Raw genomic sequence first — 22,579 nt, 5'->3', positions numbered from 1 at the left:
TCCGTCTTCCCCTCCAAACTCTTGCTTAAGTCAATAATATTGTCACAGAAGAATTTGAAGCAGCAAACAATTAATTTGTGAAATTCTGTGCTTTAAGCTATAATTTTCAACAATGTATTTTCTATATTCTGTAGAATTGTAAGAATTACTTTTAACCATTTTAGTTACTTCATCCATTGTATTCCATATATAAGAAGATGGATAAATTTCTCTAGCTCCTACAAAATTGTGTATAAGAGGTTTTATCCCCTTAACCATAGCTTCCATTAATGACATAGATTGTGACTCTAATAAACTAGTAGAAAGTATATAGTTTTTATCTTCAAGCCACTTCTCGATGTTTCCCTGCCAACCCTCATAAATTATACTGCCCTTTAGCCCCAGTTCTTCAATCATCTGATTAAAATATAAGGCATAACGAGGATCTTGGAATTGTCCAGCAATATACAATTTATACCTAATGTCCATATCGTGTATAGCTTTAAAAGAATGTAGTAACATCATAGGACCTTTTTTGTAATTTATATACCCCACGTAAGCAATTTTAAAGCCTCTCTCTCTATCTTTAAAACCATGAGACGTTACATCTACTCCATTGGGAATTACTATTGTTTGCTCTAGTTCTAAAGATTTTTGCTGCTGCAGAACATATCTTCTAATATGTTCTGCAACAAATATTACCTTGTCAACACTTTCCCATCTTATATGGTTAATATAATCAGTAAAAGCTTCATAGCTATGAAGTCTACAAATTATTTTTTTATTTTTAGCTAGAGAGTGATTACTTCCATATGAAATTAATTCGTCACACCATTCGAACCAAGCTATATCACACCACTTGAGGTTCTCTTCGATCTGTTTATTATGTGAAACTACTACTTTTTTGGTTATAAAATTGCTAGAAAGCTCTTTTATTACCGAATCTAAAAAACTATCCATGCCTGCCTTCACAAAGAATACCAATTTCTTCAAATCTACTGAATCTGTATATTTCTCTGTTAGCCTAGTTAAGGCTTCGGATACTTCATTGCTTTGATCCAAATTATTTGATAAAGAGCCCGCCTTAAGGTAATAATTTTGGGAAGTAGGCAGTTGACCTTTAAATTCACTTAAATACCCTAAATTAAATAATATATCAAAATTATTTGAATCCACCTTTAGGCCTTTTAGTAATTCAATTTCAGCGTTTTCCCAATCATTATTTAAAATCATAATAACTGCCTTCATAGAGTAGATATCAATATCCTCAGGCATAACCTGCTCATATTCCTCAAGCGCCAAAATACCTTCAGTAATACTACCTTCCTCTATTAAATTTCTGATTCTAATTTTTAAATTGGCGATTTCAGTAATTACCCCATTTTGCTTTTTCATTTAACTTCATCCATCCCAACATCTATTGAAGAAAACAACTCTTCTCTGAAAGTGTCTAAAACCATTGTCAGATAGGGGTATCCTTCAACAGCTTCTTTAAAGTACTTTATGCCCGATTTGTAATTCCCTTTGTTTATGGCCTCTTTAGCAAAGTTCAAAAGCAGAATAAATCTGTCCTCTTCTTGTTCTAAAGTTGAATATATTAATTTAATGCGATCCATTTGGTAAACTTGGGAAATTCGGTTAACGCTGTACTCATAATATTGTTGAAATAGATCTAAATATACTCGTTCAATTCTATATTTTTCTTCTCTTGCACCTTCTATTGCATTTAATAACAAAACGTTAGCAATGCATGCATAAACTCTGTTTCCTTCATAATCTGATTTTCTTATTGCATTATCTCTTAGATAACTATGAAGCGATTCCTCAACAACAGTATAATGATCTATTAAATATTTAATAAATACTTTGATTTTAGAACTTTGCATTTTCTTAAAAGTAGCAACTATCTCTTTGTGATCTCTACTAAAATTTCTGAAAGCATCTGCATAATACACGTTTTTATCTCTAAAATCTGTTGATTTTATGAACTCTTTAGAAAGAATTACTCCAATTTCTCCAGTGGAGTTTCTAATCTTATTCAAAATAGCATAATCATCGTCCCCTGAAGCAAAAACTTTATTAACTGCCTCTCTTTGAGAGATCGACATATTTTCTCTTTGATATTCTAGTTGCTCAATAAATTCTTTTTTTTGCTCATCTTCCAAAGTTTTGTAATAGATCTCTATCTCTTTATAACACTCTAATTTAAAATAAATACTTAATAAAAACTGAGTCTTTTCCTTTGAGTCTACCATTTTCAATGCATATTCCAAAGCTTGATCATATTTCGCAGTTTCATAATACTGATTTGCCAAAACAGTATGACTTGCATTCACTGAGTATAAATCGGCACCCATCATTATGACACTAGCATCTTTAGTTATTTCTAGATTATCAAATGAGTTTACTAACTCCAAATGTCTAAGTGCATGTTTTATTGCCTCATTAGGCTTTCGAAGTGTTTGATACGCTAGACTAATGTAATAATGCAAATCAATATATTCAGGTAGTAACGAAATCCCTTCCAAACAGATCTCAATACACTCTTGATATTCACGGTTAGCATAACTTTCTCGACCATACTCAGCATAGACATACGGGTGTTTAGCACGTTTTTCTAATGGTAATGCTTTCAAATTAGTATAGGCAATGCGAATTTCCTCTAAAGCTTTCTCAGAGTCCCCATGTATATAATAGCTATTCGCTAATTGATATCGATAGTAAATGTTGTTTGGTTCTTTTTCTAACTCGTTTAGCAATATAGAAGCAGTTCTTTGAAATTTCCGTTCAAGTAATTCTTTGTTATCAAACTGATAACCATAATGATTTAAAATGACCGGCGCGAGCAGAATTGGCCCTTTCATGCTAGGTTGATTATGTACCGCACCTTCATACTTGAAGGTTCCATCATTTTTAAACATCCTATAAGAACTATACTTTAAATAATTAGTACTATCTGTCGATTTAACATAGTCATGCATCGTAAACTGAACAGTATTAAAATTGCTCAATCGATTATCTTTTAAAAGACCGATCAACTGCTGTTGATCTAATAATTCCTCATCTGCATCTAAAATGAGGATCCATTCTCCCTTAGCGTAGGAAATAGTAATATTACGCATATCTGAGAAGTTATTATTCCATAAATGATGAAAAATATTAGAAGTATATTCAGAAGCTATTTCAGGAGTGTGATCCGAAGAACCCGTATCGACAATAATAAGCTCAATATCCGATCTTTTTAACAAGGACTCTAGGCTATTCAAACATCTTCTTAGATTAGTTTCCTCGTTTTTAACCATCATGCATATACTTAGTTTAAATGAATGCTTTTTCATCTTATCACCCGCAACAATATTATTTAGATAACGCTATACCAATATTCTAATAATGGCCTTACTTCATATTCAATTAGATCTCCAAACAGGTCGAAGTCCTGATTCTCAAGTGAAGAAACGAGTTGGCTCAACTTTTCATTAAATTCATCCAAATCTAGCTTTTCATTTTGTAAACTTTGGGCAGCTATTGCAATTTTAGAGAATAAATCAATGTACAGAATAATAATACTATTATTTTCATTAGAGTTTAGTAAGTCTTCTCGAATCATTCTCATCTTTTCGATTGTTTCAATAAGTATTTGCTTCAATTCCATCATATATCCCCTTTTCAAATAATAGTTAGCCTTTAATGTAATGAAAAAGGCTCTGGTACCCCAGAGCCTTTCGATGTGCCAAATTATCTCAACAATTGAAGAACGCCTTGCGGTTGTTGATTAGCTTGAGCTAACATTGCTTGCGCTGCTTGCGAGAGAATGTTGTTTTTCGTGAAGTCCATCATTTCTTTCGCCATGTCAACATCGCGAATACGTGACTCAGCTGAAGTCAAGTTCTCGGAAGCTGTTTGCAAGTTATTAATTGTGTGCTCTAAACGGTTTTGTACTGCCCCCATTTTAGAACGTTGTGAAGATACATTTTTAATTGCGCTATCTAATGATGTAAGAGCTGAGGAAGCTGTAGCTGCTGTTGAAATATCAACATTAGATAGACCTAAAGCTGCTGTACGCATATCTCCGATACCAAAACTGATAGTTTGGCCACGGTTAGCGCCAATTTGGAAGGAAACTCCACCGTTACCTGCTGCTTCAGTTTGAGCTTGAGATAATCCTAAATCAGAAACTGTAGTGTTACCATCGGTGTCGTTAAAAGTTACTGGACCATTTTGACCCACAACATTGAGGCGACCATCTTTTGTTGCATTAACTTTGATATCCTCAATAAAGCCTTCTTGTCCTTTTGTTTTGTGAGAAACTGTATTGTTGTAGTTACTTACTGCAACTTTAATCGCAGCCTCTAAGTTAATTGCAAGAGTTGCCATTGATGTTGTACCGCCAGTAGCAGCTGCAAGTGAAATTTGAAGCGTAATTCCGTTCAATTTCATTTCAAATTTATCTCCAGCAGTAATGCTTTGACCATTGTATACACTTGTTCCGACAACACCATTGCTACCTGCTGCGTTATTACTAAACGCTGTAACAACCCCAGTACCAGACCCTGTAGCAATACCTACTTTTGAATCTACGCCTTTTGTCCCACTTTGTAGCACTAGTTGTCCAGTAGCGTCAACATACCCTGTAATATGGGCAGTATTCTTACCTGATGCATCAATTGCCTCATTAATTTTATTGATAATTAAATCTTTTGCTTTAGTTTGGGAAGTTGTGTCTGAAGAGCTTACTCCAGTGAGAATTGCTTTCTCATCTGTCGTTAGATTTTGCCAATTGACTTCAATGTCGCTTCCATCAATTTTCAATGTTTCTTTCACATAATTCGTTCCACCTGTAGCGTCAATTTGAGTTCCCATTGCTACAGAACCTTGAAGTTTACCCTCAGTCAACTTAGCAGTCACTGAACTTGTAGTAGTATCTTGAGAAACGTTAGCTCCACCAACTGATTTCAATGCACCGTTAAGCAACTTTTGAGTATTGAACTCAGTTGTGTTACCAATACGGTCGATTTCGTCTTTAAGCTGTTTAACCTCTTCTTGAAGAGCTGCACGGTCGTCAGCTGTGTTCGTTCCGTTTGCGGATTGGTCAGCCAATTCGCGCATACGTTGAAGGATGGAGTGAGTTTCGTTCAATGCACCCTCAGCTGTTTGAATCAAGGAGATACCGTCTTGAGCATTTTTAGCAGCCATATCCAAACCGCGGATTTGAGCTCTCATTTTCTCGGAGATTGCTAGACCTGCTGCATCGTCGCCAGCACGGTTGATGCGAAGACCGGAAGACAATTTCTCAAGGGATTTGCTTGCTGCTGCTGTGTTACCAGTCAATTGACGGTGAGTGTTCGCTGCTGCGATATTGTGATTAATTCTCATTATTTTCTTCCTCCTGAAGGTTCGTTTGATCCACGTCCATGTGGATTTATTTGTAGGTTTGCAAGCGGGTCGGCCGCCCAGCTTGTTATCCCATTGTTATATATATCGTCGTGGCGTTTCCGAAAGTTAATAGCTAAAATAAAAAAAATGTCGACTCGTGGTCGACACTTCATTCACTTCGATTTATTAATCAATTTACTTAAGTTCATAGGACTAATTGAACTAGCCGTAGCTTCTTTATTCGATTCCTGAATATGCTGATAAATTTCTTTTCGAAACACTTCCACTTGTTTAGGGGCCTTTATTCCGACACGAATCGTGTCTCCTTCACTACCGAGAATTACAATCTCAATCTGATCGCCGATCATGATGGACTCGCCTTTTTTCCTTGCCAAGACTAACATGCTCCTCACCCCTCCACTTGCGCTGCTTCACTCAACACAATCTCATGTTTAACGTTATACTCAGAGTCATGTAGAATAATTTGTTTCGCTAATTTTTCTTTCACATTCCAAATAATCGGTGCCAAAAGATTCATAGTGCATTTAGTGAAGTCACTATTTACCGTTACGACTGACCATACTAACACGTCTTCAGGCTTGTCAATCTTCAATTCCTCCTGTAAGTTATCCGGCAGAAGAATATCATACTCTTTAAAAAACAGAAAAGGATCAACCACAAGGAAGGAGAGATCACCATTCTGAATAGATTGAATATATGAAAACGGAGCGCTACCTTCAGGTTGAACCAAAATAAATTGTGTTAAACTCTCAAAGCCTGGAACACCTTGTGTAAATGTGAAGACTTCAGATTGTTGTACGTCTAACTCGCCAAAAAACAACGTCGAAATATGCATGTCTCAAGCTCCTTCGATCCATTTTAAAATAAAAAAAGCCATAGAAATCATCTATAGCCTGATTATAACGCATTAAGTTTTGAAATCAATTTGTGGAGGTGTAATCTCTACCTTGGGGTATTGTCTCATGTAAATATCAAGCTTCCCGCGAGTATAGTCAATCTCAGGTTTATTAACTTGTGCATTTACGTTAACTTTTCCATCTGTAACGTTAATTTCCGCTTTATGCGCAGTGTAAGTAATATCAACATTATCATAGCTTGCTTCGCCGTAATAGTCGAACTGCGAACGGCTAATACTTAATTCTTTCGCTATTTCAGCTATGGCATTCCCACCTAAGTGAATTGCAGCCATACGATTCCCATCTTCAACTCTACGTGCAATTCCTTGCATGGCAATTTCATGGCTTTGCGAATAAATTCTACTTAAAGCTGTAAGAATTGGACCTTGTCCTAGTGCATCCCAAGCACGGCTCTGATCGATTTCGAGTTCGCCTCTAGGCTGACGGATATCTTGTTTAGGCCGATCCACTTGCATCTCATAAGTTGCCCTAGGTTGGCGGATGTCCTGCTGCCCAAGATCTGCGTCGATCCCGATGAGAGCAGGCTGCTGGCTTATTTGTATTTGAGGAATACTAGGCATCACAACAGCCTCCTAATCGAGATTATTAGCGAAGAAAATCAACTAATGTAGGTACGATAACCTTAGACCCTGCAGACAATGAAGCTTGGTACACGTTTTCTTCCATTTTCAAGTTTGTAATAACAAGCGACATATCTGCATCTTCGGTTTTGGATTGTAGACTTTGTAGGTTAATGCCGATATCATCGAGCCTGTTTTCAGCAAGCTGAACTCGGTTGGTTTTAGCTCCAATATCTGCTCTAGCACCCAACACTCCGCTCAATCTCGTGTCCATAAGTTCGATAGATTTCTGAATACCTGACGTGTTACCAGCAGCAAGTGAAGCAGATAAATCCTTTAAAATTTGGAAAGCATTATCTTGCATGCCCGAAGCTCCAAATATTTGCTCGGCCGTTTTATTCATTGCAATCTGAACGCCTGCACCAATTTCAAATTTAATTTCACCATTATCGGTTACAGCATTGGCTGCATTATCCGGATCAGGGAAGGGAGCCTTGTCAGTGATTTGTCCATTAAAGACAAATTTCCCGTTGAATTGGCTATTTCCAATATTGGTTAACTGACCATACAATTGATCAATTTCTGTTTTCATAGCACTCAACGAGTCCTCTGAGTTGGTCCCATTAGCGGCTGATACAGCTAGCTCGCGAGCTCTTTGTAAAACACTACCAGTCTGATCCAACATAGTATCTGTATAATCCAGGAAAGACACCGTAGCATCTACATTTCTCTGATACTGATCATTGGTATCAAGCTCACTGCGATAGCGCATTGAGAAACTAATTCCAACCGGATCATCTGATGGTTTATTGATTTTGCGGCCTGTTGAAAGCTGATCCTGCAACTTATCCATCCGAGATAAATTCGTATTTAAATTACGTAGCAACTGTGTATTAAGCATGCCTTGCGTAACGCGTAATGCCATTGTAATTTCACCCCATATCCATTGTATCTAGCTTTTTATCTGCCTACAGTTCCCATTGAGTTAATTACTTTATCTAGCATTTCATCGAAAGTTGTTAGAGAACGAGCAGCTGCGTTATAAGCATGTTGATATTTAATCATATCCGCCATCTCTTCATCCAAAGAAACACCGCTGACTGATTGGCGTCTAGCATCTACTTGATCCACAAGTATTTTCTGGTTGGATACCTGGCGCTGTGCCTCTTGGGTTTGAACTCCAATTTCTGACACTACTGCGCGAAGGAATTCGTCGAATGTACCACCATTAAGGATGATTTTGGTGACACCCGAGCCATCGAAGTTGTACTTCGTATTCTTAACATTAGCGAGTTTCAAGGCTAGCTCATTGTTACCTTTTACTACTCGTTCCACGCCGTTAGCATCTGTATATGTCTTACCTGAAGCTGCAATTCGCTCCACATTATCTGTAATATTTGAACTTACTTGCACTGTTTCTGCAGCAGTATTAAAGTCTGTAATGGGTACAAAGAAGTCCCCGCCTTTGGTTGGAGGATCCTGTAGCGTATATCCTTGTTTATGTATATCATTAACGGCAGTTACGATGGTCGAAACCATTGAGTTTAATTGATTTTTATACTCCGTTACATAACGTTGATCGGATAACATCAAGCCATACAACTCGCCGCTGTTTAAGTCAGCTGGATATGCCCCAGTGGCCAAGTCACTTGTAAACTCTGTTGCTTCGTTAGCAACCACAAGATCCTGATTCCCCATTTTGACATGGTAACCGCCTGACTCCTCTTGTACGCTAACATTGATTACTTTGGATAACTCATCAATAAGCAGATCCCTTTGATCGCGAAGATCGTTAGCATTATTACCGAGGCCTTCAACACGAAAAATCTCATTATTGAGTCCGGCGATTTGTTTCAACGTCGTGTCCACTTGCGTCACTTTTACAGTCATATTATCTTTCAAGTCGGAGCCTAGATCTTTCAGTTGCTTTGCTGCATGGTTGAAAGCATCTGTTACAGCCAGAGCACTTTCCTTGACGACGGCCCTTGTTTCAAGATTATCTGGTTGCTTGCTAAGCTCCTGCCATGAATTCCAGAAATTATCGAGAACCTGACGAAGACCGGTGTCCGAAGGCTCATTAATGATTGCTTCCAACTTTTCTAATGTATCTTGACGAACCGTCCATTCACCTAAGCTTTTGTTCTCATTAGTATATTGCTTGTCTAGAAAAGCTTCGCGGATCCGCTCCACCTCAGTAAACATAACACCTTGTCCCATTTGACCTGGGATAGTTGAGCGTTGCAAACTTAGTGCCTCAATAGGTTCTGCCGCAACCATTTTGACCACCTGGCGCGAAAAGCCAGGCGTGTTAGCATTGGCTACGTTATGTCCCGCCGTTGTCAATGCGGCTTGTTGTGTAAGGATCCCCCGCTTGGATATTTCAATTCCACCAAAAGTCGATCTCATGGTTTTCCCTCTCCTATGCCCTCTTTGGGATTATTCTGGTTTGTTTAATAATTAGCCTCTTCTATCGAACATGCCTAATCGGTTTGCACTCTTTACTTGGTTCGGATTCCTGTAAACCAGATCATCTTCAGGCGGACCAATAACTAAGTCAAGCGAATAATTGACGAATGATAAAGATTGCTCGATTAGCTGTTGATTAATGATATTGTTTTGCTTCAATACTTCTATTGTAGCAAGCAGCTTCTGTTGTGCTTCCATCAGCGCCTGTTTCTCTTCAGCCTTAAAAATAACTTTGATTAAATCTCCGACCGTAATCTTGGGGTTAGGATTATATCCTCTCGAAATTAAGTAAGAGCCGATGATTTGAATCCGATGCTGATTCGCTTCTGCAATCGCTCTCACCCATTTATTTTCACGATTAACAATCATATTCAGTTGATCGATATCATTGCTAACAAGAATCGGCGTCTTCGCCTTGGCGAGTTCAAGCAGCGCCTCGTGTGCTTCCTGAAGCTTCTCCATCGTTTCCAACAATGTCTGTATTGACATGATCGTCACCTGTTTCTATCTATGATGTGTTTCCTTATTTCAAATAAGGAAGGATTTTCTCTGCAATTTTGCCTGCATCCACGTGGTAAGTTCCTGCTGCCACAGATGATTTAAGTTGTTCAATACGAATTTTTTGTTCTTCCGTTCGAGCTGTTTCCGAAGCCCCTAAAAGCTCTTTCGCTTCAGCTGAAATCTCAACTTGATCCTTCAGCTTACCTTTCTTGCTGGCAGCTTGAGTAAATGCCGCATCTCCAGCTTTTTTATAAGGATTAATGGCTCCGACACGTTGATTATCATTAATTTTCATACTTTAACACTCCCATATCTCTGACCTAGAAAAACAAAATGCCGATAATCTTTAGAACTATTATCGGCATCCCCAATATGAAACTTTATATCTCTACAGTCCTAATTCTAAATTAATGGCGGTCACGTAGTCGCTCTTGAATCTTAAAGCTCATCTTGCTTTCCCTGTCTGCCTGCTCTGCTTTTCTCCGCTCATCCTCAGCGTTATTCTTAACATCCTTCACTAACTTGCTACGACAAGATTCACAAATCGTATTCTCACGAATCATGGTCCCACACACCTCGCAAGGATAAGCCATATTCGGGGCACTTACGATTGAAATCCGGCCCTCACGAATAAACTTCGTAATTTGCTTAATAGATACGTCCGTCGCTTCGCTTAAATCATTTATAGTAGTGCCTTTGTTTGCACGCAAATACTTCAGACATTTATCATACTGCTGCTCCAAATCTTTCAAGCAATTCGGGCATACCTCAGCAAAACCCTTAACAAAAATCTTCCCACAGCGTGGACAATTAGCAACGTTCATGCCCATTATATGTCCCCCTTCTATTGTTCCCTTAACCTAAATATTTAATTCCAGTTTACCGCAATCCGACAGCGTTTGCATATCTCTATTTTTCGAAAGCCTGGCTGTAGCCCTATCGCGCCCATGTAATACCGAACACTTTCGCCGGAAGGGATTCGCCTAAAACCCTTGCACACTGATTCATAGTACTCCCTGTGGTGTATACATCATCTACGATGTATATCACGTACGATGCTGCCTGGCAACCCAACAGCTGTTTAAGCAGCAACTCGTTGATCTCAAAAACATGTACTAGATCATCCAGACGCTCACTCCTGTTCTTAAAGCTTTGTTTATCTGTATGTTTCGAACGACTAAGCAGTGGGAGGACAGGGAGCCCGACTTTTCGCCCTAATTCAATAGCCATTTGTTCGGCTTGGTTAAAACCGCGCTCTAGCAATCTACGTTCACTAACAGGTACGAATGTAATCAGTCTCTTAGCTGAGCCCGGATCCGTGTCGAATTCTCTCATTTCCTCTTGCAATAAGTGATACGCATGAACAAGCATTTGACCAATTACAGCCTTTAGTCGCTCATCTCCTCGATATTTATAACGAGCTAATAATTCTTTCATCATTTCATCGTATCTCACAGCACTACGGCTTTTTGAAAAATAAGCGTGTCCCCTTCGTTGACAGTCATAACACACCTCGCCTCGCCCGCATATAGCACAAAGTGCCGCTCGAATCCACGGTATCCTCATATAACACGAACGACAAAGTCCCAGCTGCTTAACGCGATCAGAACTAACTTGTTTACACAGCAAGCACTCTTCCTTTACTGGACTGAGCAGTGAAAATAAATTCCCTCTCATTGCACCTAGCCAATTTTTCCAATCACTCATTCACTTCCCCCTTTCAAAATAACCCCGTTTACGCGCTATGCGATTCATTTTCTCGATTTGTCGAATAGCCTCCTTTTGTGATCGTGTGATTTCTTTGGCTGCAAAATAAACCTTTCCAGCTGGGTCGTCCTTTGATCTACCAGCACGCCCGGCCATCTGAACAAGCGCTGCTTCATCAAATAATTTTGAATCAGCATCTAGGATAAAAACATCCGATTTAGGCACAGTGACTCCCCGTTCCAAAATCGTCGTTGTCACCAAGACTCGTATGTCCCTGTTACGAAAACGTTGAACCCTCTCAGTTCGGTCAGAGTCCTTTGACGAGGTCCCCTCAATGCACAACATATTACCCCCTTGTAACTTTACCCTTAATAGTTCCACCGTAGGCTCCACCAGGCGAATGTTTGGAACAAAAACAAACAACTGTGCACCTCGCTCCACTGAAGCTACCAGCTTAGTAAATAACGAATTAGGCAGAGCTCGAGTACTTATAGATTTATTTAGGGCTGGGGTGGCTATGAGCTCCGGTACTGGCAGGGGATTTTTATGAAAACGCACCGGTACCCGCACATGTTGTAAGTCGCCTCGTTCAGCCGCTTGCCTGACGCTTTTCGGCGGTGTAGCCGATAGCAATATATTCACACCACTTCGTTTGCAAACTTTAGCTGCAGCATAAGCAAGCATTGGATTGTTATGGTACGGGAATGCATCAATTTCATCAATGATGACAAGATCAAATGCCTCATCAAAACGCATGAGTTGATGTGTCGTGGCAATTGTAATTTGCCCTTGCTCCCATCGCTGCTCGCTACCACCATAAAGCGTAACGACACTATAGTCTGAGAAAGCTCGCGATATTCTTGGTTGAAGCTCTAATACAACGTCTTTTCGTGGAGTTGCAATCAACACTCGCCCTCCATTGGCCACTGTTATATAAACGAAAGGGAATATCATTTCCGTCTTTCCTGCACCGGTAACGGCCCAGATTAAAAACTTTCGAGGCTCTTTAGTCAGCAGTCCGCGTTTATCCTTTCCCTTCTCTTCCGTAATAAATTGCAGCCCCTCCAGAGACGCTCTAGTCTGAGCTTCACTAAGTCCCCATGGCTTGATGTAGCTTTCGAGATTATCAAATGACTGACTCGCGTCTTTCACCACTAACTTTCCATTCTCAGCTGTTTCTCCCGATATAAGCAACGAGCAGAACCTTACCCGCCCCATCGTCAAGCAAGCCTCACAGTAAGGACAGTCTTGTCCACAGAAATGGCAGGCTGACCAATACAAGCTCTCCTTACCACTTCCGCACCGTTTACAGGAGTAAATCGTCCTTTTTTGGTAACCTCGACGCCATTCCCGATACTCCTTTATATGCAGCCCATTCTCTAATTTTATATCTCTGTTAAGATGAGCTAGCTGAAGATAACTCATCCACGCTTCCCCTGCCCCTAGTTCTAGATTTGTTGCTTTTAAAAGCTGCTCAAATTCCTCTTCAAGCATTGTCCTACCGCTGCAAGCTAATACAACCTTTGTATAAATTCCATAATCTAAAATCATTCTAGGGAACAATCCTTGCTCTCTAAATGTTATTTTCTTCATTGCAATTTTGTCGCAATTTAGCAAACCGCAATCTTTGGCCGCCTGGCGAAACTGCCTCAGCATACTCTCATCGTTCTGAACCAATTGTTTTAAATTTGCAGATTTTAGTTTGTCAAGCAGGCGCACACCTTGCCCGAACGAAATAAAAGGTTCGAACAGTACGAGGCCGGCGTCGGCTGCGTATTGCTCGAACCAATATTGGATGTCTGTCATAGGGTGAATGGATAAATGCCAATTCCACTCTTTATTTATACAAACGGCGTAAAGTTGAACCTTCATTGCTCACCTTACTCTCTTTTTAAGTACCACCTGCAAGTAAGCGATTACTACTATCCCACAGGTATTTTCACAAGATCTTCCCTGTTGCTAAGATGAACAACAATAACAGATTCCCCTTCATGCTGGCTCCTAAATTGATCAACTGCATCAAAATCCATTTGATATCTCAAATCAAGCAAATGGGTATGGGATAGTCGCTCAATAATTTGCCTTGTGTCGTCAGAAGACCCTTCATCGTAGATTGTTGCCGTAACTTCGTAGCCTTTTAATCCAGAGAAAAAAAATAAAGAGCGAATATACCATTCAATTTGATTTTGGTTATTTTTGGTGACAAGCAGAACTTTTGCAGGCTTTTTCTTTCTACCCTTGCGGGCTCCGAACAATAGATGAAGCACTGCGATGCTGATTCCGTAGCAACCCAAGATCCAAAGTAACCCAATCCACATAGCGGATCCCTCCCTTAATTGCAGTGTATGCCACAAAAAGTAGAGGGGTTCCAACAACGGAAGTCTTACAGGGTTACCCAACCATTCTTAATCGCGATGATAACCGCTTGTGTACGGTCATCAACTTCCATCTTTTGAAGAATTGAGCTGACATGGTTCTTCACCGTTTTTTCGCTGATGTAGAGGAACTCTCCGATCAGTTTATTGCTTTTGCCTTCTGCCATTAAACGAAGAACTTCCGCTTCCCGTTTGGTAAGTGGACTATTGGTATTATGTATGTACTTAAGCGCAGAATCCTTAGCGCCCTGTCCTGATCCAACCACACCGACGTCATCTAAATACGTCATGCGTCTTAGTTGGTTGATTAGCTTACCTGTAACTTTGGGGTGAATGTACGCGTGACCAGCCACCACAGAACGAATCGCATTTATAAGCGACTCCGCTTCCATATCCTTAAGCAAATAACCCGAAGCTCCCTTGCGAAGGGTCTCAAATACATAGCTCTCATCATCATGTAGCGAAAGAATGATAACCTTAATATCAGGGAAAATAAGCTTTAAGCGCTCAGTCGCGACTACACCATTCTCAAGTGGCATGTTGATGTCCATGAGAACAATATCTGGCGTGATTTGATTACACAGCTCGATAACCTGGATCCCATCGCCACACTCTCCAATGACTTCCATATCATCTTCCATATTGATAATCCGTTTAACACCTTCGCGAAACAGCTGGTGATCGTCCGCAATAACAATTCGCACATTGCGTTTATGACTCGCCGTGTTGTCCATTTTGATTTTCCTCCTTGTTCTCTGCACCGCCGCCAATAGGGATTAGCATTGTAATTTTGGTTCCGGAATCTTTGGCGGAATCAATGATCATTGTGCCTTCCAGAAGCTCAACACGCTCACGCATGCCTAACAAACCAAAATTATTTCCCTTAGCTATTTTCTGCTCTGTTTGCGGCACATCGAAGCCGACCCCATTATCTACGACGTAGATTTGTACTTGATCAGGTTCCAGTGTTAGCTCAACAGATAAGAAAGTTGCTTTCGCATGTTTTATTACATTAGATAGAGCTTCTTGCACCAGTCGGAAAATCGCAATTTCAAGTCCTGATGGAATGCGAGTCTGCTTGCCTACGAGATTGAATTGCGTACGAATACGATATTTCTCTTCGCAATCTTGAACATATTTACGCAGAGTCGGTACGATACCTAGATCATCGAGTGCCATCGGGCGGAGGTTGAAGATGATCTTGCGAACTTCTTCAAGTCCCCCTCTGACTTGTCCCTTCAAATCCACTAGTTCTTCCTTAACCGCGGGGATATCTTCTTTAATAAGCATGCGCTGAGCAATTTCTGTTCGCAACACAACATTTGCCAAGGTCTGAGCCATACCATCATGAATTTCACGCGCAATACGCTTTCGCTCTTCCTCTTGCGCCAGAATAATCTTTAAACCAAGCAGTTGCCTGTTTTTAGCCGATTCTAATATGCGAGTGACCTGATTGAGATCTCCGGATAAGTATTCTAAAACTACATTCATCTGAGAAACGATCGTTTCAGCCCGTTCCACCTGCTTGTCCACATTCTTAGTTCGCACTTGCAGGTCATTGCGTCTGGTCTTCAGATTATTTTCTTTTTCTCTAGCAATAGTGAGTTGTAATTGAAAGGCAATAGCCGCTTCATAAGCAACCTTAATATCTTCCTCACGGTACTTATTAAAGTCACGACTGACTTCCGTGAGTCGAATGCGGGAGCGCTTGTAATCCTTCTCTAACTTGTCGACTAAATCAATCGTGATGCTTGTTTCATGCTTAATTTCTTCAAGTTCACGAGTAAGCGATTCTTTCTCCAAGCGAGAAGCTTCAGCGATCTCGAACATCTGATACTTGCTGCTCTCCATGACGTTAATTGCGTTTTTTATGACACGATCTATAGCGTCTGGTTGCAAATGAAACATGCTCCTTTTTAATAACAATATTAGAAATTAGTCTACCCCATATTGTAACATAGTTCTTACAATTTGAAGTGAACTTCTAGCACTATTTATTCAATAGTTATCCCATAATTTTGGGGATCCCAGCCTACTTTAAACCCTAATTTCTCAGAAATTACACGAAGTGGAACCATAGTTACATTATTCATAATTTTTGGCGCTACTTCCGCTGTGACACGATCCCCATTTGCCAGTAGATCTGCATTATCAATCCACAAATCGATTAGCTTATCCCCGCGAATAACGGTAACCTTCCGTTCTTTGTCATCCCATTTCACATTACCGCCGAGAGCTTCTGTAACAAATCGAATGGGGATAAGTGTATTATCATTCACAATCGTTGGAGCTTGCTCTAACGTCATTGCTTTTGAGTTTACTGTTACTTGCTTTTTGTTCACTGTAAGTTTTACTGAATTCTTTGGTAAAGCCGGCAGCTGCCCTTTATAAATAAACGAGATATCATCTATACTAATTTTCCCTTTCGAAGCTCTTTCATCCTGTCCATTCGCCGGATTAGCTACATAAACGCTCTTAAGCTTAATGGGGAATTTAAGATCGGAGACATCAGCTGTTAGCTTGCGCCAGCCCGTCCAGTTCGTATTTTCTGTGAAGCTGACATAGTTCAATTTTCCATCAGCATCAACAATTTCAGCACGCACCCAGTTAAAACTTCCATCTCCGAGGACCTTAGCTGTAATGAACTCAGGTTCACCTGCAATTTGCACACCGTTCGTACCATCAAATCGGGCATATGCGGCTTTCGTACCTGTACCTTTTGTAAAATCGTAAGTAATCGCTAAATTTTTATTTCCATTCGTTTGTTCAATATTTACAGAAGAAACAACCTCAGCAGGATATTTATCACCAGTAGTTATAACCGCAGAATTATCAAGGTCGTACCATACCTTTTCTTGTCCCACTGGAAGAGTAACCATGGTACTATACCCATCATACCTTGCGATAACCTGAGCGGCTTGTGAACCTGAAGCACTGTCTACATGTAAAATACCATCTTTCAAGCTCCCTTTTACTCCGCTAAGTTCCCATGTTGCTGATGCCGCGGGCAGTTCTCTTGTTGCACCGCTTTTGGTTGTAACCATAATAGGCAGCTTAAAATCCCCACCCTCGGTCAATGAAAAAGCACCTGAATTGAATTTCATGGAAGTAATTTGGTCCCGGCCGATAACCTCAACATCCATGGATGCAGAACCTTTCCCTGACTTCGCAGTAATCTGCGTTTTACCTGGTAATGTAGGCGTAAATACATTATCCTTAAAGCCACCATTTGCTGTCGAACTACTCCATTGTGGAACGATGCCATCCACTGAAATCGGGTTAAAATAATCGTCGTATGCTTTGAATTGATAAGTGCTGGATTCATTCATGAATAAAATATTTTGACCTTTTAAAATAAGGCCTTTCAACTCACCTTTAGGCGCCGTTGAATATACACCTAAACCATTTGCAACGGAACGTTGGTTGCCATTCTCCGTTTTATTCACCAATTTCGGGTCAAAATCACCTAGAGGTCTGGAGACCATCTGTGTGGAACCACCACCATCAAGCACTAAGCCTTTCCAAACTCCAGCACTAATCATAAACTGCTGAAGCTCTGGCAGTGTCATACCCGCGCTACCTGCACTGCGATCGGAGGTAATAATGTACGCCGTTTTCATATCTTTGGAATAACCTAATGCTGTTCGTGATCGCGGACTGTAACCGCTGAAATCATTAATATTTCGCGTGAAATAACTCGGCTTCGCATCGTCAACTAAGAGCGTGCTTCCCCCGATAAGCATTTTGAAGTTTTTCCAATCATATGTTTTGGAAGCATCATGCGGAACCATATCATATTTGGTAGTGATTTTATCTCCGACTTTGAGGTGATTTACGATAAACTCCCTAGCTAAGCCTGAACCTCTAAGTATGTAGCCGTCCGCGGGAGCGATCATTTTAATATTCGTATCTACCGCAATCTCCTTGACGATATCATTTTGAATAAGCGCCTCAGTTGGAACATGCGTACCATCTACCGCTCTTTGTGTCATCGCCCAAGCACTTGTATATAGGAAAAGTCCATCAGCAATCATCGCGACATTGTTATCATCCCAATAATACGTTTTATTCACACCGCCAAGTTCAAAAGACGTTCCATCTTTCGCTGTTACCTTGCCCTCAAAGTCAAGGATATCAATAATCGGCTGATTGTTCTTCGTAATTGCAAAAGAATATAATCCCGATATTTTTGCTGGCGTCGCCATCACTGTTCCATTTGTGATTTGAGCACCCTCCGGGACACCTTCAGCCTGTGTATTAAAGAAATCTCCATTCACACCTGCTACTGCACCGCTATCCTTCACCATGCCCAAAACGCTTTGGTTCTTCGTAAACTGCGTATTCGTCCCTGCCATTGCGTCTATCTTTACGTTCGGATTCGTCAAGTCGACCTCGATCACATTGGCGTTTACCGAAACATCCTTATTGCTTCTAGTAGTTGTCCACACATAATTTTTCATGATTGCGCCTGATGTAATTGTTTCCTGTGAACTAAGCGTCAACGTTGAACCTGCCGCACTTACCGTAGTCCCAGCTGCCAATTGCCACACCAATGCGCAAGCCAGCGCACCAATCCATACTTGCTTCTGTACCGTCATGTTGCTTTTCCACACTCCTCTTTCAGTCTAAGTCTATTATCTATCATTTTCACGATACTTATATAGACTCTTAAACTATGGAAAAAGTTACGATAGGGCTGCAGTTGTATTTATACACCAAAGAAACACAAAAAAGAGAGTCATCCCTTATGGGGCCTGCTCTCTGCCTGAGATACAAAACCTGTAAAATTTACAGTATACGTTTTATTTTAGCTTCATGCTCAATAGATCGAGCTGATAAAAGTTCAATAATGGAATGCTGCTGTTCTTGTATGAGTTCAATCCGTTTAACAGTTGCATTAGTTTCTAAAACAGCTTGTTTAACTTGAGTTTGTTCTATTTCAATCCGGTCTAAGCGAGAGTCAATCCCCGTCAGGTGGTTGTCGATACCATCAAGGCGGGTATCAATACCATCTAGGCGTTTATCAATACCAGCCAGACGGTTTTCAATTCCATCCATACGTCTATCCATTAAATCTATCTTATCATACATCGGCAAAAATTCGGCCTTCAGCAGCGCTGATAGAGCTTCTTTCAACTCATTATCCATTTCCATCACTCCCCGATCCATCCATAATAGATGCTTATAATCGTAATTACAGTATAGCATACGAAGTTCTCGTGATGAAAAGTCATTTAGTATATGTATATATTACCATTTTTTATATTGTTAGTCAAACATATGTTCTGTTTTACTGAAAAGTAAAAAGCCATCCATAATAGGATGGCTTATCTAACTATATTAAACTAATGCTTGAGCTTTCAAAAGATCAGCTTTGTCTGTACGCTCCCAAGGAACATCCAGATCATTACGGCCAAAGTGACCGTATGCAGCCGTTTGACGGTAAATTGGACGACGCAGGTCAAGCTCTTTAATGATACCAGCTGGACGAAGGTCAAAGTTGTTATGAATCAACTCAACTAACTTCTCTTCGCTTACTTTTGCCGTACCGAATGTATCCACAGCAATGGATACCGGACGTGCTACACCGATTGCGTAAGCTAATTGAACTTCACATTTTTCAGCAAGTCCAGCAGCTACGATGTTTTTCGCAACATAACGTGCTGCATATGCACCGGAACGGTCAACTTTTGTTGGATCCTTACCAGAGAATGCACCGCCGCCGTGACGTGCGTAACCGCCATACGTATCAACGATGATTTTACGACCAGTCAAACCAGCATCCCCTTGAGGTCCGCCAATTACGAAACGGCCCGTTGGGTTGATGAAATAGTTTGTATTTTCGTCCAACAAGTGTGCTGGTACGATTGGAGCGATAACATGCTCTTTAATATCTTTTTGGATTTGCTCTAAAGTAACTTCTTCACCATGCTGTGTGGATACAACGATTGCATCAACACGAACTGGTTTATCATCAATGTACTCAACAGTTACTTGAGTTTTACCATCCGGACGCAGGTATGGAAGAGTTCCATCTTTGCGAACTTCTGTCAAACGACGAGCCAATTGGTGAGAGATCGAAATCGGAAGCGGCATAAGTTCAGGCGTTTCATTAACTGCGAATCCGAACATCAAACCTTGATCACCGGCACCGATTGCTTCAATTTCTTCATCGGACATAGAACCTTCTCTTGCTTCAAGTGCTCTGTCGACACCTTGTGCAATGTCAGGAGATTGTTCATTTAAAGAAACGAGAACCGCGCATGTTTGGGAATCAAATCCGTATTTTGCACGAGTATAACCGATTTCTTTAATTGTTTGTCTTGCAATTGCTTGAATATCAACATATTCAGAGCTAGAAGTAATCTCACCAATTACCAAAACCAAACCAGTTGCTACAGATACCTCACATGCTACACGAGCATTCGGATCATTAGCAAGAAATGCATCCAATACCGAGTCAGAAATTTGGTCACAAATTTTATCCGGATGACCTTCTGTTACGGATTCGGATGTAAATAAACGACGTCCACGTACTTGCGCCATATCATTCATCCTCCTAATATCATTTAGTATGTTTGAAAAGCTTCTACTCGATGCCTCTATATGAAAAAAAGTGGGCCCGGCTTTAGCGGCAGCTTTTCACGCCAAACGGAATCCCTCTTTTGCGCTCTGCGCTGACAAGAACTTTGAATTCCGCACTGCTAAAATTTAAAACAAGCTATTCATGAATAAAGACAACAAAAAAATGAACCTTTCCCGATTGGAAAAGGTTAAATTAAACATTGACCTTCAATAAGTTATCTTACTTTATTTGTCGTCTAGTGTCAATGAATGTACTCGTGAATAAATTATGAATAATTTCTAACTTTAAAGAGAAAACAAAGCTTCTTCAGCGCGTTGGATCAACCTTTTTGTTATTGTACCCCCAACAGCCCCAGTATCTCTTGAAGAGATGTGTCCCCAATAATCCTCTTTCACCGAGGAAGAGGGAATAGAGCCTAGCTCCGTTGCAAATTCCGTATCAGCATTTAACGACATTTGCTTACCCACAGGCAATCCTAGCTCAGCAGCAATCTCATATTTGAGTGCATCCAGGGCCTTTTTTGATTGAGGAACCAACTTGTTGTTACTTCTAGCCATAATAAACGCCTCCTTAGAGTTTTTATTATTAAAAATCAAGCTCCGTAAACAGTTGACCCAAGTGGGGACACCTTTATTATGTCTAGATTCCCGATCTCAAACCTCATAAGAAGTTGTCATTAAGGGTAAAATTGTGGAGAAAAATCTATTTCGCAACCGTGCTTCCATCTGCATTTAACAACAAATAGCTGCCGCGCACCATGACAAAAATGTCTGCTGTATTTTTCGGAGAAGGTTTTATACCGCGACCCTCTGTTGGAAAAACCAAAAGATGATTCAGCGCGGGTTCAGTCCCCGCTGGAAGATCTTTGCCTCCCGTCACATCCGGGATGCCATTATCATCGTTGCTCACGGTGAGAACTCTGCCGCTTCGCACGATAAATTCGGCGCCAGCACCGGCATAAAGTGTTTGTCCATTTGCCAATTGGACAACCTTCATAGCCGCTGGCGTCGGGGTAGTGCCCGTGCCTCCGTTGCTCCCACTGCCAGGCTGGCTTCCGCCAGCACTAGCAGCGATCGCTGAGGCTACAATCTCTTTCACCTTGGCTTCGCTTAATGTGTTCTGATCAAAATAGCTCTTTGTGATCACCGGATCGGTGGACGAGCCTGGGGTTGGAGCTTCAGCTTGAGAAACTGAAAGGGATGTAGATAATAATAGAATTGCACCGCTTGTTGCCAAGAGCATCTTTTTCATATTCATTCGCTATTAACTCTCCTGTCTTAATAATCTGTAAAATTAAAGGATATCTTACTTCTTTTGTCGAATTATTTACGGTTAAATAATTTAGCAAACGGAGTGATTCTATGAAAAAATTACTAACTGTCACTATGATTTTATTCTTTATCACAAGCACCGTCAACGCTTCCTCGATCCGGGGGGACTTTGAGGGTAATCCCATCGTAAGCGTAAAAACGAATGGAAGCGAACTTAAAGTAGAGGATGTCCCAGCTATCAATTATAAAGGAAGAACGATGGTGCCGATTTATATGTTAAGGCAGTTTGGTGCCGATGTTGCTTGGGATGATTCAACATATAGCGTAAATGTATCTTTGAAGAATGAGCAGACTCAAAATAATGTTAAAGAAACATCTATAATGAATGCTTATAAATGGCTAAGCGATACGGACATGCAAATTTATATGTTTGCGAGTAAACTCCAGCAATACAAGGATTTAGATCAAGTACCTAATCTTAAAGATCTACTTGATCGTGATTACTTGGAGATAACAGACGAGTATAATAAATCGTTAGAATTTGCTACTGCCGTTTATAAGCAATATGACGCAGATACTGGCATTAATGAAATACTCGCCAGCCAATCAAAAGTGCTCGAATCAGTTGGTCAAACGAAAGAATTACTGAAAATCTGGATGACTCGTAAGAATGACGCGCAGATTAGCTCTAGTCTTCAAATGAGCGTGTTCAACAGCATTGAAAACAGTCAAAAGAACATTATAAATACCATTAGATATGTACATACTACATATAAACAAAAATAAAAAAGAAGGCCGTTAGGCCTTCTTTTTTATACCGATG

The 22,579-nt window shown here is 40.4% G+C and carries 23 protein-coding genes; 1 reads left to right on the top strand and 22 read right to left on the bottom strand.

Annotation, left to right across the window (positions count from 1 at the left end; all coding sequences use genetic code 11):
- Positions 1-42 precede the first annotated feature (42 nt).
- The 22 genes from ACKTT9_RS00605 to ACKTT9_RS00500 all read right to left on the bottom strand — a co-directional run bounded on the left by ACKTT9_RS00605 (position 43) and on the right by ACKTT9_RS00500 (position 21,742).
- Positions 43-1,374, bottom strand: coding sequence for a glycosyltransferase (locus tag ACKTT9_RS00605; RefSeq protein WP_407870135.1), 1,332 nt, complete (start codon positions 1,372-1,374; stop codon positions 43-45).
- Positions 1,371-3,317, bottom strand: coding sequence for a glycosyltransferase (locus tag ACKTT9_RS00600; RefSeq protein WP_407870134.1), 1,947 nt, complete (start codon positions 3,315-3,317; stop codon positions 1,371-1,373). The genes ACKTT9_RS00605 and ACKTT9_RS00600 overlap by 4 nt, the downstream gene beginning before the upstream one ends.
- A gap of 23 nt (positions 3,318-3,340) precedes the next feature.
- Positions 3,341-3,634 carry a hypothetical protein gene (locus ACKTT9_RS00595; protein WP_407870133.1) on the bottom strand — a complete coding sequence of 98 codons (294 nt, stop codon included), beginning with the start codon at positions 3,632-3,634 and terminating at the stop codon, positions 3,341-3,343.
- 80 nt (positions 3,635-3,714) lie between these two features.
- On the bottom strand, positions 3,715-5,352 hold the full coding sequence (locus ACKTT9_RS00590; RefSeq protein ID WP_407870132.1) for a flagellin: 1,638 nt from the start codon (positions 5,350-5,352) through the stop codon (positions 3,715-3,717).
- A gap of 173 nt (positions 5,353-5,525) precedes the next feature.
- On the bottom strand, positions 5,526-5,756 hold the full coding sequence (gene csrA, locus ACKTT9_RS00585) for a carbon storage regulator CsrA (RefSeq protein WP_407870131.1): 231 nt from the start codon (positions 5,754-5,756) through the stop codon (positions 5,526-5,528).
- 5 nt (positions 5,757-5,761) lie between these two features.
- Positions 5,762-6,208, bottom strand: a complete 447-nt coding sequence (gene fliW, locus ACKTT9_RS00580) for a flagellar assembly protein FliW (RefSeq protein ID WP_407870130.1) — start codon at positions 6,206-6,208, stop codon at positions 5,762-5,764.
- 72 nt (positions 6,209-6,280) lie between these two features.
- Positions 6,281-6,850 carry a DUF6470 family protein gene (locus ACKTT9_RS00575; protein WP_407870129.1) on the bottom strand — a complete coding sequence of 190 codons (570 nt, stop codon included), beginning with the start codon at positions 6,848-6,850 and terminating at the stop codon, positions 6,281-6,283.
- Between the two features lie 25 nt (positions 6,851-6,875).
- Complete coding sequence (gene flgL / locus ACKTT9_RS00570) at positions 6,876-7,775, bottom strand: flagellar hook-associated protein FlgL (protein WP_407870128.1); 900 nt, start codon at positions 7,773-7,775, stop codon at positions 6,876-6,878.
- Positions 7,776-7,810: 35 nt separating this feature from the next.
- The gene (gene flgK, locus ACKTT9_RS00565) at positions 7,811-9,256 is read right to left on the bottom strand and encodes a flagellar hook-associated protein FlgK (protein ID WP_407870127.1); all 1,446 of its coding nucleotides are present in this window, start codon (positions 9,254-9,256) and stop codon (positions 7,811-7,813) included.
- 51 nt (positions 9,257-9,307) lie between these two features.
- Positions 9,308-9,805, bottom strand: coding sequence for a flagellar protein FlgN (locus ACKTT9_RS00560; protein WP_407870126.1), 498 nt, complete (start codon positions 9,803-9,805; stop codon positions 9,308-9,310).
- A 34-nt stretch (positions 9,806-9,839) separates the two neighbouring features.
- A complete protein-coding gene (gene flgM, locus ACKTT9_RS00555; RefSeq protein WP_407870125.1) occupies positions 9,840-10,112 on the bottom strand; it encodes a flagellar biosynthesis anti-sigma factor FlgM in 273 nt (90 codons plus the stop codon).
- Between the two features lie 112 nt (positions 10,113-10,224).
- Entirely contained in the window at positions 10,225-10,647 is a 423-nt protein-coding gene (locus tag ACKTT9_RS00550) for a TIGR03826 family flagellar region protein (protein WP_407870124.1), read from the bottom strand.
- A gap of 106 nt (positions 10,648-10,753) precedes the next feature.
- Positions 10,754-11,257 carry a ComF family protein gene (locus ACKTT9_RS00545; protein ID WP_407870123.1) on the bottom strand — a complete coding sequence of 168 codons (504 nt, stop codon included), beginning with the start codon at positions 11,255-11,257 and terminating at the stop codon, positions 10,754-10,756.
- Between the two features lie 267 nt (positions 11,258-11,524).
- Complete coding sequence (locus tag ACKTT9_RS00540) at positions 11,525-13,396, bottom strand: DEAD/DEAH box helicase (protein ID WP_407870122.1); 1,872 nt, start codon at positions 13,394-13,396, stop codon at positions 11,525-11,527.
- Between the two features lie 50 nt (positions 13,397-13,446).
- The gene (locus ACKTT9_RS00535) at positions 13,447-13,842 is read right to left on the bottom strand and encodes a hypothetical protein (RefSeq protein ID WP_407870121.1); all 396 of its coding nucleotides are present in this window, start codon (positions 13,840-13,842) and stop codon (positions 13,447-13,449) included.
- 65 nt (positions 13,843-13,907) lie between these two features.
- Complete coding sequence (locus tag ACKTT9_RS00530) at positions 13,908-14,633, bottom strand: response regulator transcription factor (protein ID WP_127453353.1); 726 nt, start codon at positions 14,631-14,633, stop codon at positions 13,908-13,910.
- Positions 14,611-15,807: a sensor histidine kinase gene (locus tag ACKTT9_RS00525; protein WP_127453355.1), complete on the bottom strand. Its 1,197-nt coding sequence runs from the start codon at positions 15,805-15,807 to the stop codon at positions 14,611-14,613. The genes ACKTT9_RS00530 and ACKTT9_RS00525 overlap by 23 nt, the downstream gene beginning before the upstream one ends.
- A gap of 86 nt (positions 15,808-15,893) precedes the next feature.
- Positions 15,894-18,497 (bottom strand): stalk domain-containing protein, encoded by a 2,604-nt coding sequence (locus ACKTT9_RS00520; RefSeq protein ID WP_407870120.1) that lies wholly within the window; start codon positions 18,495-18,497, stop codon positions 15,894-15,896.
- 190 nt (positions 18,498-18,687) lie between these two features.
- Positions 18,688-19,047 carry a hypothetical protein gene (locus ACKTT9_RS00515; protein ID WP_407870119.1) on the bottom strand — a complete coding sequence of 120 codons (360 nt, stop codon included), beginning with the start codon at positions 19,045-19,047 and terminating at the stop codon, positions 18,688-18,690.
- Positions 19,048-19,239: 192 nt separating this feature from the next.
- Positions 19,240-20,445 (bottom strand): methionine adenosyltransferase, encoded by a 1,206-nt coding sequence (gene metK / locus ACKTT9_RS00510; RefSeq protein WP_407870118.1) that lies wholly within the window; start codon positions 20,443-20,445, stop codon positions 19,240-19,242.
- A gap of 324 nt (positions 20,446-20,769) precedes the next feature.
- Positions 20,770-21,042: an alpha/beta-type small acid-soluble spore protein gene (locus ACKTT9_RS00505; protein ID WP_315955566.1), complete on the bottom strand. Its 273-nt coding sequence runs from the start codon at positions 21,040-21,042 to the stop codon at positions 20,770-20,772.
- A 145-nt stretch (positions 21,043-21,187) separates the two neighbouring features.
- Positions 21,188-21,742 carry a hypothetical protein gene (locus ACKTT9_RS00500; RefSeq protein ID WP_407870117.1) on the bottom strand — a complete coding sequence of 185 codons (555 nt, stop codon included), beginning with the start codon at positions 21,740-21,742 and terminating at the stop codon, positions 21,188-21,190.
- Positions 21,743-21,846: 104 nt separating this feature from the next.
- Here ACKTT9_RS00500 and ACKTT9_RS00495 point away from each other — a divergent pair, with 104 nt between their 5' ends.
- The gene (locus tag ACKTT9_RS00495) at positions 21,847-22,542 is read left to right on the top strand and encodes a stalk domain-containing protein (RefSeq protein WP_407870116.1); all 696 of its coding nucleotides are present in this window, start codon (positions 21,847-21,849) and stop codon (positions 22,540-22,542) included.
- The last annotated feature ends 37 nt before the right edge of the window (positions 22,543-22,579 follow it).

Source organism: Paenibacillus sp. P36, assembly GCF_045866505.1.
Lineage (GTDB): Bacteria > Bacillota > Bacilli > Paenibacillales > NBRC-103111 > Paenibacillus_E > Paenibacillus_E chondroitinus.
Note: the sequence above shows the minus strand (reverse complement) of the source record. Positions and strands in the feature narration are given on the sequence as shown.